The 17,112-nt window shown below is 41.1% G+C and carries 15 protein-coding genes; 14 read left to right on the forward strand and 1 reads right to left on the reverse strand.

Annotation, left to right across the window (positions count from 1 at the left end):
- Nucleotides 1–39: 39 nt before the first annotated feature.
- The 6 genes from metH to MB09_RS02110 are packed head-to-tail and all read left to right on the forward strand — an operon-like array spanning nt 40 to nt 7,563.
- Entirely contained in the window at nt 40–2,820 is a 2,781-nt protein-coding gene (gene metH / locus MB09_RS02085) for a methionine synthase (RefSeq protein ID WP_084709013.1), read from the forward strand.
- The gene (metF, locus tag MB09_RS02090; protein ID WP_045079185.1) at nt 2,821–3,777 is read left to right on the forward strand and encodes a methylenetetrahydrofolate reductase [NAD(P)H]; all 957 of its coding nucleotides are present in this window, start codon (nt 2,821–2,823) and stop codon (nt 3,775–3,777) included.
- Between the two features lie 20 nt (nt 3,778–3,797).
- Nucleotides 3,798–4,892 carry an acyloxyacyl hydrolase gene (locus tag MB09_RS02095; protein ID WP_045079186.1) on the forward strand — a complete coding sequence of 365 codons (1,095 nt, stop codon included), beginning with the start codon at nt 3,798–3,800 and terminating at the stop codon, nt 4,890–4,892.
- 3 nt (nt 4,893–4,895) lie between these two features.
- The gene (locus tag MB09_RS02100) at nt 4,896–5,648 is read left to right on the forward strand and encodes a head GIN domain-containing protein (protein ID WP_045079187.1); all 753 of its coding nucleotides are present in this window, start codon (nt 4,896–4,898) and stop codon (nt 5,646–5,648) included.
- Between the two features lie 27 nt (nt 5,649–5,675).
- Nucleotides 5,676–6,785, forward strand: a complete 1,110-nt coding sequence (locus tag MB09_RS02105; RefSeq protein ID WP_045079188.1) for an acyloxyacyl hydrolase — start codon at nt 5,676–5,678, stop codon at nt 6,783–6,785.
- A 28-nt stretch (nt 6,786–6,813) separates the two neighbouring features.
- On the forward strand, nt 6,814–7,563 hold the full coding sequence (locus MB09_RS02110; RefSeq protein ID WP_045079189.1) for a head GIN domain-containing protein: 750 nt from the start codon (nt 6,814–6,816) through the stop codon (nt 7,561–7,563).
- On the opposite strand, the gene gldA is transcribed toward MB09_RS02110, so the two are convergent.
- Nucleotides 7,550–8,449 carry a gliding motility-associated ABC transporter ATP-binding subunit GldA gene (gene gldA, locus MB09_RS02115; protein WP_045079190.1) on the reverse strand — a complete coding sequence of 300 codons (900 nt, stop codon included), beginning with the start codon at nt 8,447–8,449 and terminating at the stop codon, nt 7,550–7,552. The genes MB09_RS02110 and gldA overlap by 14 nt on opposite strands.
- A 251-nt stretch (nt 8,450–8,700) precedes the next feature.
- Between gldA and MB09_RS02120 the strand changes: the two genes are divergently transcribed.
- The 8 genes from MB09_RS02120 (at nt 8,701) to MB09_RS02155 (ending at nt 17,059) form a co-directional block, all read left to right on the forward strand.
- Nucleotides 8,701–9,783 carry a bifunctional 3-deoxy-7-phosphoheptulonate synthase/chorismate mutase type II gene (locus MB09_RS02120; RefSeq protein WP_045079191.1) on the forward strand — a complete coding sequence of 361 codons (1,083 nt, stop codon included), beginning with the start codon at nt 8,701–8,703 and terminating at the stop codon, nt 9,781–9,783.
- Nucleotides 9,784–9,804: 21 nt separating this feature from the next.
- Entirely contained in the window at nt 9,805–10,755 is a 951-nt protein-coding gene (rsgA, locus tag MB09_RS02125; protein ID WP_045079192.1) for a ribosome small subunit-dependent GTPase A, read from the forward strand.
- A 56-nt stretch (nt 10,756–10,811) separates the two neighbouring features.
- Nucleotides 10,812–11,264, forward strand: a complete 453-nt coding sequence (gene dtd, locus MB09_RS02130; protein ID WP_045079193.1) for a D-aminoacyl-tRNA deacylase — start codon at nt 10,812–10,814, stop codon at nt 11,262–11,264.
- A 62-nt stretch (nt 11,265–11,326) separates the two neighbouring features.
- Nucleotides 11,327–13,228 (forward strand): DUF3857 domain-containing protein, encoded by a 1,902-nt coding sequence (locus MB09_RS02135; RefSeq protein ID WP_045079194.1) that lies wholly within the window; start codon nt 11,327–11,329, stop codon nt 13,226–13,228.
- A gap of 15 nt (nt 13,229–13,243) precedes the next feature.
- Nucleotides 13,244–15,262 carry a transglutaminase domain-containing protein gene (locus MB09_RS02140; protein WP_045079195.1) on the forward strand — a complete coding sequence of 673 codons (2,019 nt, stop codon included), beginning with the start codon at nt 13,244–13,246 and terminating at the stop codon, nt 15,260–15,262.
- Nucleotides 15,262–15,588 (forward strand): nucleotide pyrophosphohydrolase, encoded by a 327-nt coding sequence (locus MB09_RS02145; protein WP_045079196.1) that lies wholly within the window; start codon nt 15,262–15,264, stop codon nt 15,586–15,588. Before MB09_RS02140 ends, MB09_RS02145 begins: the two co-directional genes overlap by 1 nt.
- On the forward strand, nt 15,588–15,830 hold the full coding sequence (locus MB09_RS02150; RefSeq protein WP_045079197.1) for a hypothetical protein: 243 nt from the start codon (nt 15,588–15,590) through the stop codon (nt 15,828–15,830). The genes MB09_RS02145 and MB09_RS02150 overlap by 1 nt, the downstream gene beginning before the upstream one ends.
- Nucleotides 15,827–17,059 (forward strand): 3-phosphoshikimate 1-carboxyvinyltransferase, encoded by a 1,233-nt coding sequence (locus MB09_RS02155; RefSeq protein WP_045079198.1) that lies wholly within the window; start codon nt 15,827–15,829, stop codon nt 17,057–17,059. Before MB09_RS02150 ends, MB09_RS02155 begins: the two co-directional genes overlap by 4 nt.
- Nucleotides 17,060–17,112: the final 53 nt, after the last annotated feature.

Consider the following 17,112-nt stretch of genomic DNA (forward strand, 5'->3'; position numbering starts at 1 on the left):
AAACCACAAAGACACAGAGGACACAAAGGATAATAAAAAATGAAAACAGAAAATAAAAAATATCTAAAACTGAGTGGGCTCGAACCCCTTATAATCACCCCCGAAAGCAATTTCATAAATGTGGGAGAACGCACCAATGTGGCAGGTTCAAAGAAATTTCTTCGACTAATAAAAGAACGGAACTTTGAAGAAGCACTTTCCGTAGCCCGCGAGCAAGTGGAAAACGGCGCACAGATCATCGACGTGAATATGGACGATGGACTGATTGACGGGAAAGAGGCGATGGTGAAATTCTTGAACCTTGTGGTCGCCGAGCCGGATATTTCCCGCGTTCCAATAATGATAGACAGCAGCAAGTGGGAAATCATTGAGGCCGGATTGCAAGTGGTTCAGGGAAAATGTGTGGTAAATTCAATTAGTTTAAAGGAGGGCGAAGCAGAATTTATCAACCACGCAAAACTCATAAAACGCTATGGCGCCGCGGTAATCGTAATGGCTTTTGACGAAACGGGCCAAGCCGATAATTACGAGCGAAGAACTGAAATAGCAAAACGCTCCTATGATATTTTGGTGAACCAAGTGAGATTTGCACCCGAAGACATTATTTTCGATTTAAACATTTTCCCGGTTGCAACGGGAATGGATGAACATCGAAGAAACGCCATCGATTTTATCGAGGCCACTCGTTGGGTTCGGGAAAATCTGCCGCACGTGAGCGTGAGCGGCGGCGTGAGCAATGTGTCCTTTAGTTTCCGTGGAAATGATCCCGTTCGCGAGGCGATGCACTCGGTATTTTTGTACCACGCCATTCAAGCGGGAATGAATATGGGGATTGTTAACCCTGCGATGTTGGAGGTTTACGACGATATTCCAAAAGATCTTTTGGAACGCGTTGAAGACGTAATGCTCGACCGTCGCGAAGATGCTACGGAGCGATTACTGGATTTTGCCGAAAACGTGGTCGGAAAATCAAAAGAGAGCAAAATAGATCTTTCCTGGCGGGAAGAACCGCTGCAAAACCGTATTACCAGAGCTTTGGTAAAAGGAATTGACGAATTTATTTTAGAGGATATTGAGGAAGCGAGGCAAAGTGTTTCCAAACCAATTGAAGTGATTGAAGGGCATTTAATGACGGGGATGAACGTGGTTGGAGACCTCTTCGGAAGTGGAAAAATGTTTTTGCCGCAAGTGGTTAAATCTGCTCGTGTAATGAAAAAAGCAGTTGCTTATTTGCTTCCGTATATTGAAAAAGCAAAAAAAGATTTGACTGAAAAGTCCCCCCAGCCCCCAAAGGGGGAGAAGGCCGAACTTGTTCCCCCTTTGGGGGCCAGGGGGACGGATTCGGCTGGTCGAATATTAATGGCAACCGTAAAAGGCGACGTTCACGACATTGGAAAAAACATTGTAGGCGTGGTTTTGGCGTGCAATAATTATGAAATAATAGATTTGGGCGTAATGGTGCCACCCGAAAAAATAATCGCAACCGCGAAAGAACAAAACGTGGATGCCATTGGTTTGAGCGGTTTGATTACGCCTTCATTGGACGAAATGGTTTTTTTGGCGAAGGAAATGCAGCGTCAAAATTTTACGGTGCCGCTGCTCATTGGCGGCGCAACTACGAGTCGGGCGCATACCGCGGTAAAAATTGATCCTGAGTACGAATGTGCCGTGGTGCATATAAATGATGCTTCGCGAGCGGTTACGGTGGTTGGCGATTTGCTAAAAAAGGAAACTTCGGAAGCCTATAAAGAAAACATTAAAAAGGAATATGAAACCTTCCGAAAGGATTTTCTGAAACGTCAAAAGGTAAAAACCTATTTGCCCATTTCCGAAGCGCGGAAAAACAAGTTTCAAATTGATTGGAATTCTTCAGAAATAGTGAAACCCAACAAACTGGGAGTTCACGTTTTAAAGGATTTCGATTTAAATATATTGCTGGATTATTTAGATTGGACGCCCTTTTTCAGAAGTTGGGAACTGCACGGCAGGTATCCAAATATTTTGACGGATGAAATTGTGGGCGAACAAGCTTCGGAATTATTTGAGGATGCGAAAAAAATGCTTCATAAAATAAATTCAGAAAAATTGTTGGAAGCGAGGGCTGTCTTTGGAATTTTTGAGGCGAATACTGTTAATGATGATGACATTGAAGTAGTCCCCCTAACCCCCAAAGGGGGAACTATTTTAGGGGCCCCCCCTTCGGGGGACGGGGGGACTTTCCGAACCCTTCGCCAACAATCCCAAAAGGCAAAAGGAAAACCCAACCTTGCCTTGGCAGATTTTATCGCGCCAAAGGAAAGCGGAATTCGGGATTATATCGGCTGTTTCTGCGTAAGTGCCGGTTTTGGAACTGCGGAATTGGCCGCAAAATATGTTGCAGAGCACGATGATTATAATGCGATTATGGTAAAAGCTTTGGCAGACCGCTTGGCAGAGGCTTTTGCGGAATATCTTCACAAAGAAGTGCGAACAAACTATTGGGGCTACGCTTCCGAAGAAAATCTTTCAAACGAAGACTTGATTTCAGAAAAATACAAAGGTATTCGCCCAGCGCCCGGTTATCCCGCCTGTCCCGACCATTTGGAAAAAAGGACTATTTGGGAGCTTTTAAAAGTGAAAGAGAATATCGGCGTAGAACTCACGGAACATATGGCCATGTGGCCAGCGGCTTCGGTTTCGGGATATTATTTTGCCAATCCCGAAGCCCGCTATTTCGGTCTTGGAAAAATTAAGGAAGATCAAGTGGAAGATTTCGCAAAGCGAAAAAATATGAATTTAGAAGAAGCCACGAATTGGCTGAAAACAAACCTTGCAGATTAGATGAAAGTAACCGAGCACATAAAAAACGGCAACGGAAAAACACAGTTTTCGTTTGAGATTTTACCGCCTTTGAAAGGGGAAAATATACATTCCATTTTTGAGAATATTGATCCGTTGATGGAGTTTCAGCCGCCCTACATAAACGTTACCTATCATCGGGAGGAATATGTTTTTAAGGAATTGAAGAACGGTTTGATTGAAAAGAAAATCGTTCGCAAACGTCCGGGAACGGTGGGGATTTGCGCGGCAATCCAAAACAAATACGAAGTTGATGCCGTGCCGCACATTCTTTGCGGCGGGTTTACGAAGGAAGAAACCGAGAATTTTTTGATAGATCTCCAGTTTTTGGGAATTGATAACGTAATGGCCCTGCGCGGCGATGCGGTTAAAAGTGAGACCTATTTCACGCCCGAGAAAAACGGCCATAAGTACGCTTGCGACCTTGTTTCACAAATAAATGCTTTGAATAAAGGCACTTATTTGGATGACGAGCTTCAACATACTTTCCCGACGAATTTTTGTGTGGGCGTGGCCGGATATCCCGAAAAACATATGGAAGCCCCGAGCAGCGAGAGCGATATCCATTTCCTAAAAAAGAAGATAAAAAACGGCGCGGAATACATCGTTACCCAAATGTTTTTCGACAATGAAAAATATTTCAAATTTGTTGAAAAATGCAGGGCAGAAGGAATTACCGTGCCCATTATTCCGGGTTTGAAACCCATTGCGGTAAAATCGCATCTCAATTTAATTCCGCACAGATTTAAAGTAGATTTGCCTGATTCGCTGGTGATGGAAGTGGTAAATGCCAAGGACAATAAAGCGGTTCGGCAGATTGGGATTGATTGGTGCGTAAAGCAGAGCAAAGAACTTGTAAAAGCCGGCGTGCCTTTTCTTCACTACTATTCTATGGGAAAAAGCAGCAATATTAAGGAAATCGCTTCGCAGGTATTTTAAGATTGCTTTATTTTGCGGCGATGTCCCGAATTGCGTTTTTGGTGTTTTTTCTCACAACTTCTTTTGTTTTTTCACAGGAAAAAAACAAGGATTTTTTCGTGGACGCCAATTATTTCTACGGAACCATTCTTCGGCACAATAAAGATATTTCACATTTGGTGAAAGCGCATCCCGACGGTTTCATCGTTGGTTTTAACCGAAAAACCTACGGAGCTGAACGGTGGCAACAGGAATACAATTACCCCGATTGGGGATTTTCCTTTGTGCACCAAAATGCACATTACGATGTTTTGGGTGAAAATTATGGGCTTTATGGGCATTTCAATTTTTACTTTTTAAAACGAAATCTTTTCTTCCGAATTGGGCAGGGTATTGCCTATAACACCAATCCGTTCGATTTGGAGACCAATTTCAAAAACAACGCTTACGGCACACGTTTGTTGAGTTCAACCTATTTGATGCTGAATTACAACAAACAAAATCTCTTCAAAAACTTCGGGGTTCAAGCGGGAATTGCTTTGGTGCATTATTCCAACGGAAATTTTAAGGCGCCAAATTCGAGTACGAATGCTTTCACTTTAAATGTGGGCGTGCAATATTCACTTGGTGATGAAAGGAATTCTGAATACATTACCGATTCCATTCCCAAGAAAATTTCGGAACCTATAAAATACAACTTTGTGCTCCGCGGCGGGTTGAACGAAAGCGATTATTTAAATCTTGGGCAGCATCCGTTTTTTTTGATTTCGGCCTTTGCGGACAAGCGGTTGAGCTATAAAAGTACGCTTCAGTTGGGTGCGGATTTTTTCTATTTGCCATTTCTGAAAAAGGAAATAGAATACCTTTCCATTGCTTTTCCAAATATGGGCATTAAAGGCGATGAGGATTTTAAACGCGTCGGGATTTTTGCAGGGCACGAACTTACCATCAATAAATTGGCAGTAGTTTCACAGGTTGGCTATTATGTATATTATCCCTACGATTTTGAGGGAAGAACATATTTTCGGGCAGGTCTGAAATATTATTTTACCAAAAAACTTTTCAGCGCAATCACGCTAAAATCGCACGGTGCGAAAGTGGAAGGCGTGGAATTTGGCGTGGGAATTAGAATATAGATTATGAAGAAGTTATTTTTTGTCAGCTTGGTTTTTTTGCTGTTTTCGTGCGATTCCGAAAACGGTTGGGACTGTGTGCAAGCGGCAGGAGATTCAATTTCCAAAGAATATATTGTTTCCGAATTTTCAAAAATTAGAATTGAAGATGAGGTCACTTTATATTTGAAACAAGGAGATATGCAGCAGGTAAAACTTGAGACCGGGGAAAACCTTTTAAGCGATATTTCCGTAGGTGTTGAAGGAAATACTTTGGTGGTGAAAGATAATAATGATTGCAATTTGGTCCGCGATTACGGCATTACGAAAGTATTTGTAACCGTGCCAAACATTACTGAAATCAGGAATAGCTCGGCTTACGACGTAATTGGCGAGGGAATATTGAATTTTCCGCAACTCACTTTGGTTAGCAACAGTTCGGCTGGCCCAGAAACAATCAGAAAGAGCGGCGATTTTTATTTGAACCTTATTTGTGAAGATTTCCGCGTAAGCGCAAACGGCCAAAGTGTTTTTTATATTACGGGCACCGCTGGCAAAGCCAATCTTAGTTTTGCTGACGAAATGCCCCGGTTTGAGGGAGAAAATTTTATAATTGATGAACTCACTGTTTTTCAAAGAAGTGCGAACAAAATGATAGTAAATCCGCAGCAAAGTATCGTCGGAAAAATCGTGGCCACGGGCGATATTATCAGCCACAACCGCCCTCCGCTGGTAGATGTAAAAGAATTATTCACGGGCAGGCTATTATTTGAAGATTAGTTTATCTTTACGGGCGTTGAAAAAAATATGAAGCACTTTCTTTCCGTAATTTCAGTCCTATTTATAAGTCTTTCGCTTTTTTCCCAAGAAGAAGAATTGAAACCAATTTCACTGGAGGCAGATTTTTTCTACGGAAGTATTCTGGAGCACAATCCAGATATTGAGCACTTAATTACCGGACATCCCACAGGTTTTATTCTTTCCTTTAATCGAAAAACCTATGGGTTTAACGAATGGGAACGCCGTTATAATTATCCCGATTGGGGTTTTACACTCGCATATCAAAATATGCACAACGAGTATTTGGGAAATGTAATTGGGGCCTATGGTCATATGAACTGGTATTTTTTAAAAAGGCACCTTATGCTGAGCGTTGGGCAGGGAATTGCATATTCTGCAATCCCTTATGATCAGGAAACAAATTACATCAACAATGCTTATGGCACACATTTATTGAGTACAACTATTTTAAAAGGAAATTTTGTGCGTGAAAACATTTGGAAGGGGCTGGGCCTTCACGCAGGTTTTACGGTTATCCACTATAGCAATGCCAATTTTAAAGCTCCGAACAACAGTACTAATTCATTTTTGTTAAATGCAGGGGTAAGTTATCAATTGGATTATAAGGAATTTCCAGAATACATTCATAAAGAAGATTCGCTCAGCAAAACCCACGCAGAAAGGTTTAAATACAACCTTGCTTTTAGAACAGGTATAAATGAAAGTGATGTAGTAGGTTTAGGGCAAGAGCCTTTTTATGTAATTTCAGCTTTTGTGGACAAACGCATTAACTATAAAAGCACATTTACAGCTGGGGTAGATGTTTTCTTTTCTACTTTTTTGAAAGAATTGATCAACTATCGCTCAATTGCCTATCCAGAGGACGGACTTTCGGGTGATGAAGATTATAAACGCGTTGGGGTATTTGTGGGCCACGAATGGCGTTTTAATAAAGTTGCGTTTATTTCGCAGTTGGGTTATTATGTATATTGGCCTTATGAATTTGAAAACCGTATTTATAACCGTTTAGGGCTTAAACGATATTTTTTCAACGATAAAATTTTTGCCGCCATAAGCGTTCATGCACATTGGGCAAAAGCGGAAGCAGTTGAGTTTGGTGTAGGTTACAGATTGTAAAAAATTCTGAAAATTTCAGAAAAAGATTATGAAAAACATATTTTACTGCATTTTGGTTTTGATTTTTACGGGCTGTAATTCAGAGTCGAGTTGGGATTGTATTCAGAATGCTGGAACTATCGTACAAAACGAAGTTACAGTGCCGCCCTTTACTAAAATATTGGTTTGGGAGCGTACCAAGGTATTTATTCAACAGGGTGAAGAGCAAAAAGTGGTTATTGAAACAGGAGAAAGCCTTATGAATGATGTAGAAGTTACCGTAACCGATGGTAGACTTGAAATTCACAATAACAACAGTTGCAATTTGGTTCGTGATTACGAAATAACCAAGGTGTATATCACTTCGCCAAACATAACCGAAATCCGCAGTAGCACTGGTTACCTTATTGAAAGTATCGGCGTGCTTCGGTATCCGTCGTTAACACTTTTGTCGGAAGATCAGCAAAACGAGGATCAGTATCACATTGACGGCGATTTTAAATTGAATTTGGATGTTCAGAGTTTAAGCGTCGTGGCCAATGGACTGTCCAAGTTTTATATAAAGGGAAGTGCTGCCAATACCAATTTTGGGCTCTACGCAGGCGATTGCAGGATTTTTGCTGAAAATTTAACCGTACAGAACCTCTATGTTTATCACCGAAGTACAGGCGAAATGGTAGTGAATCCACAATTGGCCATTCGTGGAAAAATTGTGAGTTTGGGCAATGTTATTTCCAAAAACAGACCTGCAATTGTTGAGGTCGAGGAACTGTATCGAGGGAAACTTATTTTTGAATAGTCAATTCAGAAAACAATTTTTCGAGCGTTGTATTTTTTTGGTGGAGCTGAAGTATTTTCAAGCCATTATCGTGTGCAAAATCGAAGACCTTTCCGCGCATATCCTGCTCGGTTTCAAAGTAAAGCTGATACACAAAACCGATGGAATTTTCAACTTTTTGAATCTTCGGAAGCTGTTGTAAAGCCACTTCTTCCACCCGATAATCAAATTCCACTTCAATAATCTGTTGCTGATTATTTTTTAAATCTGAAAGTTTTTTATCGAGCACTATTTCGCCTTTGTTTATAATTATTACGCGATCGCAAATGGCTTCCACTTCCTGCATAATGTGGGTGGAAAGCAAAACTGTTTTTTCCTTGCCCACGTTTTTTATGAGTTGACGGATTTCAATCAATTGATTTGGATCCAAACCGGTAGTTGGTTCATCCAAAATCAAGACTTCGGGGTCGTGCAACAGCGCATTTGCAAGCCCAACCCGTTGGCGATACCCTTTTGAAAGTTGGCCTATTTTTTTGTTCGCTTCGGGCGTTAAACCGGTTTTTTCAATAACGCTTTCAACCTCCGCTTTGGGAATATTATAAATTCCCGCATTAAAAAGAAGGTATTCTCGAACATACATATCCAAATAAAGCGGATTGTGTTCGGGCAGATAGCCAACGCTTTTTTTTACGGAAATATCATCCTTCGTTACTTCAAAACCGTTCACGATCGCCACGCCTTCCGAAGCGGGAAGAAAGGTGGTCAAAATTTTCATCATTGTAGATTTTCCGGCGCCGTTCGGGCCCAGAAATCCTACGATTTCCCCTTTTTCTATGGTGAAGGAAACCTTGTTCAGCGCTTTTTGTTCGCCGTATGTTTTGGTTATATTTTCTACTTTTATCGACATATTTTCAGAATAGCAAAACTACATAAATTTTCTTCTGAAGTGTTTGCACTTCGCGATTTAAAATTTTTCATAAAACGTTTTCCGCCTCACAATTATTGGCTACTTTAGCGGCTATGATTATGAAACCTATTTACAATTTTTCCAAGGCTTGGTGGCATATGTTCCAAAACATTCGCTAATTGGGATTATTGTATTTTAAAATATACTTTTGAAAAGTCCCATATTGGGGCTTTTTTTATGAAATTGATTTTATGGAAAACAAAAAAGAACTGCGCAGTTGGTTAGATGCCTTTGGGTTAAACCATCCACTTGTAATTGCGGGGCCTTGCAGTGCCGAAACTGAGGAGCAACTGCTGAAGATAGCACATCAATTGAAGGATACAGACACCTCGGTGCTACGGGCCGGAATCTGGAAACCACGAACCCGTCCGGGCAATTTTGAGGGCGTTGGCGCCTTGGGCTTAAAATGGCTTCAAAGGGCAAAAGAAGAAACCGGATTGCTCACAACCACTGAAGTTGCGAACGCAAACCACGTAGATTTGGCACTAAAACACGATGTGGATATTCTGTGGATTGGCGCACGCACTACGGTTTCGCCTTTTATTGTACAGGAAATTGCAGAGGCGGTTAAGGGAACCGATAAAATAATTTTGGTAAAGAATCCAGTGAACCCAGATTTGGCTCTGTGGTTGGGTGCTGTGGAACGATTTTATACCGCCGGAATAACCAAGCTCGGAGTAATCCACCGCGGTTTTTCTACTTATGAAAAAACGCGTTATCGCAACAATCCCGAATGGCAGATTCCTATAGACCTTCAAAACACATTTCCAGATTTACCGCTTATTTTGGATCCCTCACACATTGCGGGCAAACGCGATATTATTTTTGACCTTTGCCAAACCGCGCTCGACCTAAATTATGATGGGTTGATGATAGAAACGCACTTTGACCCCGACAATGCTTGGAGCGATGCGAAACAGCAAATAACGCCCCGGGCGTTGGACAAAATGACGGTTGATCTGAAAATCCGAAAGGTTGAAGGGGACGAAGCCGAATTCAATAATCAATTAAATACCATGCGCACGCAGATTGATTTAATTGACGATCAAATCATGGACATGTTGGGCAAACGGATGAAGATAGTTGACGGAATTGGCGCTTTGAAAAAGAAGAATAATGTTGCCATTTTACAGGTAAAACGATGGAATGAAGTTTTGGGACGTATGATTCTTGAGGGCGAACAGAACAAACTCAGGGAAGAATTTGTATTGAAAATTTACAAAGCCATTCACCAAGAATCCATTAACCATCAGAAAAAGGTTATTAATGAGTAAAAAGTTTTGCAACTTTGCGAGATGAAAGGCATCGTCTATAAATCTACCGGCAGCTGGTATTCCGTGAAAGCGGAAAATGGTACTTTTTACGATTGCCGTATAAAGGGTAAATTCCGAATTGGCGGTATTAAAAGCACAAATCCCGTTGCCGTGGGCGACCACGTAGATTTTGATATTGAAAAAAAAGGCGATGAAACCGTTGGGGTGATAAAACATATTGACGAACGTGAAAATTACATCATCCGTAAATCTGTAAACCTTTCCAAACAAACTCACATCATTGCCGCGAATATTGACGTTGCTTTTCTGCTTATAACGTTGAACAACCCGCCCACATTCACCACTTTTATCGATCGTTTTTTGGTAACTGCGGAGGCGTATCACATTAAAGCTGTGCTCCTTTTCAACAAAATTGACACCTACAACGAAGACGAATTATTAGAGATAAAATTCCTTGCAGCGCTTTACCGAAAGATAGGGTACGAGTGCATCGGAATTTCGGCAGTAACAGGGAAAAATATTGACAAGGTAAAAGCCATAATGAAAGAGAAGGTGACGATGTTTTCGGGCCACAGCGGCGTGGGGAAATCTACTTTAATCAACGCAATTGAACCCGACCTGGATTTAAGAACCTCAAAAATTTCTGAACAACATTTGCAGGGGCAGCACACAACCACATTTGCAGAAATGTTCGATCTTTCCTTTGGCGGACAGATAATAGACACTCCCGGAATTAAGGGTTTTGGCGTGGTGGAAATGGACAAGGAAGAATTGGGCGATTATTTTCCAGAGTTTTTTGAACGGAAGGAAAATTGCAAATTTAACAATTGCCTTCATTTGGAAGAACCCCAATGTGCGGTAAAGGAGGCGTTGGAAAATGAGGAAATAGCGTGGTCCCGCTATAAAAGCTATTTACAGATTTTGGAAGGGGAAGAGGATCACTTCAGAAAAGATATATATAACGAAAAATAAAAATTCCAAATCCCAAATTCCACTCAATAACCCTTAACTCTTAACAAATAACAGAGATGCGCGCACTGATCCAAAGAGTAAAAAAAGCATCCGTGACTATTGAAGGAAAAATTTTTTCTGAAATAGAGCAGGGACTTCTCGTTCTATTGGGAATCGAAGCTGCGGACGCCCAAGAGGACATTGACTGGTTAGCAGGAAAAATTGCTCGTTTGCGGATTTTTTCAGATGAAAACGAAACGATGAATCTGTCGGTGCAGGATATAAATGGCGACTGTTTGGTGGTTAGCCAATTCACGTTACACGCAAATACCAAAAAAGGAAATCGTCCTTCCTTTATAAATGCCGCCAAACCTGAAACAGCCATCCCGCTCTACGAAAAATTTGTGCTTCAACTTGAAAATGAAACCAATACAAAAGTAAGGACGGGACGTTTCGGGGCTATGATGGAGGTTGCCCTAATCAATGACGGGCCGGTAACAATCTGGATAGATTCAAAAAAAAGAGAATAATCTCTTTAACTTTTTTTTAACCTTTCGGAAATTTTATATATTGCCAAGTGAAAAATTACTTTATGAAAAAGATTTTTTGCTTGGCATTCCTACTTTGCTCAGCTCATATATTTTCCCAAAAGGGGTATTCCATTGCTTCTATCCCAGAAGAATTGACCGAATATTCAAACAGTGTATTGCTTGATGAATTGGTAGAAATAGATGTGACCAACATCAATAAACTGAAAGAAAAAAAATATCGGGTCATTGCAGTACTGAACAAACTTGGCGATAGAGATCCGCGACTGCATGAGTACTACGATTCAAATTCGCGTGTAAAGGATATTGAGGTTAGAATCTATAACGCCTTTGGAAAGGAAGTGGAACATTTCAAAAAAAAGGATTTTAGAGATGTGAGCAGGACGGGCTATAATATGTACACAGACTCACGAATGCTATATCTGAATTATACCCCTACTTCATACCCGTATATCGCAGTTTTTGAGAGTGAAACGGAATCCGGTGATACAGCATTTTTGAGTCCGTGGATTCCATTAAAAGGCTATGCCGAAAGTGCGCAGAAAAGTGTACTGAAAATAAAATATGATCCTGCAAATAAGCCAAAATATAAGCCCCAAAATGTAGAGGGACTTGATATCGCCATTTCCGATACACCGGAGGAATTGATTTTCTCGGCGGCAAACCTAAAAGCTGTTCGGTACGAGGAGCACGGGCCTTTGATGAACAAAATATTCCCGAGTGTTTATGTTGCGCTCAACAACTTTAATTTAAAAGAAACCGTGGGTTCGGGTACAGACTGGCGAGAGTTTGGAATCTGGATGAACAAGAGCTTACTTTCTGATGTAGGCGATGTACCAGAGGGCTCGTTGGCACGCGTAAAAAGTCTTGTAGCAAATGAAACTACCACGGAAGGAAAGGCCCGAAAAATATATCAATTTGTCCAGGATAAAGTGCGTTATATCAGCATCCAGATTGGGATAGGAGGCTGGAAGCCTATGCCTGCCTCAGATGTGGATAAGCTCAGTTACGGGGATTGTAAGGCGTTGACGAATTACACAAAAGCCCTACTGGACGCTGTAGGCGTACCTTCTTACTATACCGTGGTATATGGCGATAAGATAAAATGGGATATCATGGAAGATTTTTCCTCATTGCAGGGTAATCACGTAATTCTCGGAATACCCAATAATGATGAAATAACCTGGTTAGAATGTACCAGTCAGGATACGCCCTATGGATATATTGGGAAATTTACCAATGATAGAGATGTGCTGATGATAACGCCCGAAGGCGGTAAAATTGCACATACCAAAGTGTACGAAACAGAAGAAAACACACAAGAAAACAGCGCCAATGTTAGAATTGATGCCAATGGTAATCTAACCGCAACCCTGAAAAGTGTATCCAAGGGCCTTCAATATGACGATGACTACATGCTGCCAAAAGAAAAACAGGAAGAATTGGATGAGCACTACAAAAAGAAGTGGAATTACATCAATGGCTTTTCAATTACAGATATAAACCTCGATAATAACAGGGAAGAAGTGATATTTACGGAAGACTTATCCCTCAACATCCCAAATTATGCAAATCCCGTAGGAAGCGATTATCTTTTTTGCGCCAATATTTTCAATCAAAACCAATACATTCCTCCGCGAATAGATAGCCGAAAACAAAATCTTTATATAGCCAATGGCGCAATCGATATTGATACGATAACCGTGGAAATACCTGATAATTTAACGATTGAGGGCCTACCAGAGGCAACCGTTCTGGAAACCAAATTCGGAAAATATCAAATCGATTTTAATATATCATCAGATAACAAACTGACCTATACTCGTGAATTAATAATAAACAAAGGGGAATATCCATCTTCGGAATACGAAAACTTTAGGGATTTCCTCCGTTCTATTGCCAGATTGGACAAAACTAAAGTACTACTAAAACAGAATATTCAATAAACACCCTAAAATAAAATGAAATCAAGCTTACTTGCCCTCATCGCCATCGTGTGTTTTTCTGGCACCTCCATTGCCCAAAATTATAAATTTGGAAAAGTTTCCAAGGAAGAGTTGCTCCAAAAGGAACACCCCACCGATCCTACTGCCAATGCCGCAATTCTTTACCGAGAAACCAAGACCGATTTTCAATATACTCAAGACTCGGGTTGGTATATGGTAACAGATTACTTTGTGCGTATTAAAATTTATAACAAAGAAGGTTTTGATTGGGCAAATACCACTATCGATCTGTACAAGGGAGATGGTGAAGATAAATTGTTAGGATTGAAGGGCTATACTTATTATTTGGATGGCGACGGCAAAATAGAAGAGGTAAAGTTACGGAATGATGGAATCTTTGAAGAGGAAACCACCAAGTTTCTTACCCAGACCAAAATTACCATGCCAGACGTGCGCGAAGGTTGTGTTATTGAATATAAATATACTATCAACTCGCCTTTTATTTTCCAGATTGACGAATTTAAGTTTCAGGAAACGATTCCTGTGGATAAGGTGAGCGTTACCTTCACCTCCCCCGAATATTTTGTCTATAAAACTCACCAAAGAGGCTGGGTGCCCTATAATGTTGATGTAAAATCAAGGGAAAGAACAATGAGCTATCGACAAACAACCCAAGATATTAAAGCTTTTTCGGGCTCCGGAATTCCAGAAACCTCTACCCGGGAAGTAAAATTTAAGGAAGATATTTATACCCTGGAGCTCGAAAACGTTCCCGCCTTAAAGGAAGAGGCGTATGTGGGTAATTTAAATTATTACACAACCGCCTTACAGTTCGAAATGAGTTACATTGATTTTCCAGGCTCTCCCATTAGGACGTTTTCAACCACCTGGGAGGATGTATCAAAGCGAATTTTTGAGGTAGATTCCTTCGGTAATGAACTATCCAAGGACAATTATTTTGAAAATGATCTAAACAATCTTTTAAGTGGTGTAAGCAATCCTGAGGAAAAGGTTGTAAAGATCTTTTCATTCGTGCTGAATAAAATGACCTGGAACAATTATCTGGGTTATTACACAAATGAAGGTGTAAAGGAAGCCTATAAAAAAGGCTCCGGAAATGTAGCCGATATCAATCTAATGCTTATCGCTATGTTGCGGAAGGCCAATCTAAATGCCAATCCGGTTTTAGTTAGTACTAAGGATAATGGCATGCCTCTCTTCCCTACGCGCAATGGTTTCAATTATGTGATTGCCGCCGTGGAGCTTCCACAGGGCATTGTGTTGCTGGATGCTACAAATAAAGATGCCGATATTGGGGTTTTGAGAACCAGTATTATGAATTGGAAAGGTCGCGTCATCACCAAAGAGGGATTCTCTGATTGGATATCGCTCAGCCCTCAGATTCCCGCCGTAAAAAGTGCAATGGTCAATGCCGAAATAAAACCCGACTTTACCGTCGTTGGGAAAGCCCAGAACAGATTTACCGGCAATTACGCCTTTCAGTATAGGCAGGAATACAAAAGCATGAATGAAGATGCCAAAAGAAAAGCAATAGCAAAGGAAACCGACCAAGCAGAACTTTCCAATGTAACTTTTGAGAATTTGGAGAGCCTGGGAAAACCTGTTTCTTTGGAATATGATTTTGAAGTGGCGGATGCCGTGGAAGACATAGCCGGAAAACTATATTTTTCACCTTTGGTATTCATGGCTGCCAAAGAAAGTCCTTTCAAGCCTGACACCCGCTTATATCCTATAGATTTCGGTTATCCTATGAAAGATCGATACATTGTAAATATTGATTTACCCGAAGGGTATCAAGTAGAATCCTTACCCGAAAACACCGTTTTTAATTTGGGTGAGAATATAGGTAGTTTCCGCTATTTGATATCGCAAATTGGCAACAAGCTGCAACTTTCGGTTGAATTTTCTATCAAAAAATCTTTTATTGCTGCCGAAGAATACGGAAATTTGAAGAAATTCTATGAACTCTTAATCGCGAAGGAAAACGAAAAGGTTGTACTTTCAAAAGCATAATGGACATCAAAAACGCACAAAAGGCAGTAGATGAGTGGATAAAGGAGCACGGCGTGCGCTATTTTAATGAGCTCACCAATATGGCCCAGCTTACCGAGGAAGTAGGCGAGGTAGCACGTATCATAGCCCGTCGCTACGGCGAGCAGAGCGAAAAGGAAAGCGATAAAACCAAAGATTTGGGCGAAGAACTTGCCGATGTTATTTTTGTTGTGCTCTGCCTGGCCAATCAAACGGGTGTCGATCTCGAAAAGGCGTTCCAAAAAAAGCTGGACTTAAAAACCAAACGCGACCACGATAGGCACCACAACAACCAAAAACTAAAATAATGTTCAAAAGGGTTATAAATACAAAGGGATTTTGGAAGTCGGTGCTTTCGCTTGCCATAGCCTTTGCGCTGCTGTTTGCGTTGATAAAATGGGCAATCGAGGGTTTCGAAATAGCCTATTTTACGGAGAGGGATCCTGTAATGTTTATGCTTACGCTGCTTTTGGCGGGATTTGTATATGGGTTTTTCGTAACCTTCGGAAAGTTTAGGGCGAAACTCAAAGAAAAAGAGAAAGGGCAATGAAGGCCAATTTTAAACGTGGAGAACTCCCTTCAGAAAATATAAAAATCAACATTTGCGGTTCCAAAAGTGAATCGAACAGATTGTTAATCCTTCAGGCACAATTCCCAAATATTTCCATCGAAAACCTTTCAGACAGTGATGACACCGCTGTTTTACAAAAAGGATTGAAAATTTCAAAAGGTACGGTAGATGTGCATCACGCCGGTACAGCCATGCGTTTTTTGACAGCCTATTTTGCCGCAACGGAAGGAACCGAGGTGCTGCTCACCGGCAGCCCGCGTATGCAGCAACGTCCCATCGGTATTCTGGTGGACGCTCTTAAAAGTTTGGGCGCCGATATTGAATACGCCCAAAACGAAGGCTTCCCACCTTTAAGAATAATAGGTAAAAAACTTCTCAAAAATGAAGTCAGGATCAAAGCCGACGTCAGCAGTCAATATATTTCCGCTTTAATGCTCATTGCGCCCGCGCTTCCCAAAGGTTTGAAAATTTTCCTGCAAGGCAAGACCACTTCGGTGCCCTATATAGAAATGACCCTCCAACTCTTGAGAAATATTGGAATTTCAGGAGATTTCGAAAAAAATGTAATATCAATTTCTTCTGCGAAAACCATCCATGACAATCTTATGATCGTGGAATCTGATTGGAGCTCGGCTTCCTATTTTTACAGTTTGGTAGCCCTTTCCGACGACCTCCAGATTGCCCTAGGCAGTTTTTCTGAAGAAAGTTTGCAGGGCGATGCCGCTTTGGCCCAGATTTACGAAGCTTTGGGCGTACAGACCTATTTTAATATTTCCGAAAAGACCATTTCGCTTTCAAAAAAAAATTCCCAACTGCCAGACTCGCTATTGCTCGATCTTGCCAACACACCAGATTTGGCACAGACAATTGCGGTAAGTTGTTTCGGACTGGGGATAGGCTGCAGGCTTACGGGGCTCCACACTTTAAAGATTAAGGAAACGGATCGCCTTTCGGCTTTAAAAATTGAATTGGAAAAACTGGGCGCGTCTGTTCAGATTGACGAAAGCTCGCTAAACCTTGAGAAATCTTTTCACCTAAATCCGGAAGTTAGGATAGAAACCTATCAGGACCACCGTATGGCGATGGCATTTGCGCCACTGGCCTTAAAAACTGAACTCACCATCAACAACGCCGAAGTGGTTTCAAAATCATACCCCAACTTTTGGAGTGATTTAAAAATTGCGGGAGTTGAATGTGAAATGTCCTAAAACCCAATGCTGAAAATTTCAGCAAAATAGGTCTTTGCGGATGTAATTATCCC

It is taken from the genome of Aequorivita vladivostokensis, assembly GCF_000952855.1.
In the GTDB taxonomy this organism is placed as follows: domain Bacteria; phylum Bacteroidota; class Bacteroidia; order Flavobacteriales; family Flavobacteriaceae; genus Aequorivita; species Aequorivita vladivostokensis.

What these genes read in the sequence shown, in the direction of transcription:
- MB09_RS02150 (WP_045079197.1), top strand. Translation starts at nt 15,588, where the DNA reads ATGTTCAAAAGGGTTATAAATACAAAGGGATTTTGGAAGTCGGTGCTT.
- MB09_RS02095 (WP_045079186.1), top strand. Translation starts at nt 3,798, where the DNA reads ATGTCCCGAATTGCGTTTTTGGTGTTTTTTCTCACAACTTCTTTTGTT.
- dtd (WP_045079193.1), top strand. Translation starts at nt 10,812, where the DNA reads ATGCGCGCACTGATCCAAAGAGTAAAAAAAGCATCCGTGACTATTGAA.
- metF (WP_045079185.1), top strand. Translation starts at nt 2,821, where the DNA reads ATGAAAGTAACCGAGCACATAAAAAACGGCAACGGAAAAACACAGTTT.
- gldA (WP_045079190.1), bottom strand. Translation starts at nt 8,449, where the DNA reads ATGTCGATAAAAGTAGAAAATATAACCAAAACATACGGCGAACAAAAA.
- rsgA (WP_045079192.1), top strand. Translation starts at nt 9,805, where the DNA reads ATGAAAGGCATCGTCTATAAATCTACCGGCAGCTGGTATTCCGTGAAA.
- MB09_RS02145 (WP_045079196.1), top strand. Translation starts at nt 15,262, where the DNA reads ATGGACATCAAAAACGCACAAAAGGCAGTAGATGAGTGGATAAAGGAG.
- metH (WP_084709013.1), top strand. Translation starts at nt 40, where the DNA reads ATGAAAACAGAAAATAAAAAATATCTAAAACTGAGTGGGCTCGAACCC.
- MB09_RS02110 (WP_045079189.1), top strand. Translation starts at nt 6,814, where the DNA reads ATGAAAAACATATTTTACTGCATTTTGGTTTTGATTTTTACGGGCTGT.
- MB09_RS02120 (WP_045079191.1), top strand. Translation starts at nt 8,701, where the DNA reads ATGGAAAACAAAAAAGAACTGCGCAGTTGGTTAGATGCCTTTGGGTTA.
- MB09_RS02100 (WP_045079187.1), top strand. Translation starts at nt 4,896, where the DNA reads ATGAAGAAGTTATTTTTTGTCAGCTTGGTTTTTTTGCTGTTTTCGTGC.
- MB09_RS02140 (WP_045079195.1), top strand. Translation starts at nt 13,244, where the DNA reads ATGAAATCAAGCTTACTTGCCCTCATCGCCATCGTGTGTTTTTCTGGC.
- MB09_RS02135 (WP_045079194.1), top strand. Translation starts at nt 11,327, where the DNA reads ATGAAAAAGATTTTTTGCTTGGCATTCCTACTTTGCTCAGCTCATATA.
- MB09_RS02155 (WP_045079198.1), top strand. Translation starts at nt 15,827, where the DNA reads ATGAAGGCCAATTTTAAACGTGGAGAACTCCCTTCAGAAAATATAAAA.
- MB09_RS02105 (WP_045079188.1), top strand. Translation starts at nt 5,676, where the DNA reads ATGAAGCACTTTCTTTCCGTAATTTCAGTCCTATTTATAAGTCTTTCG.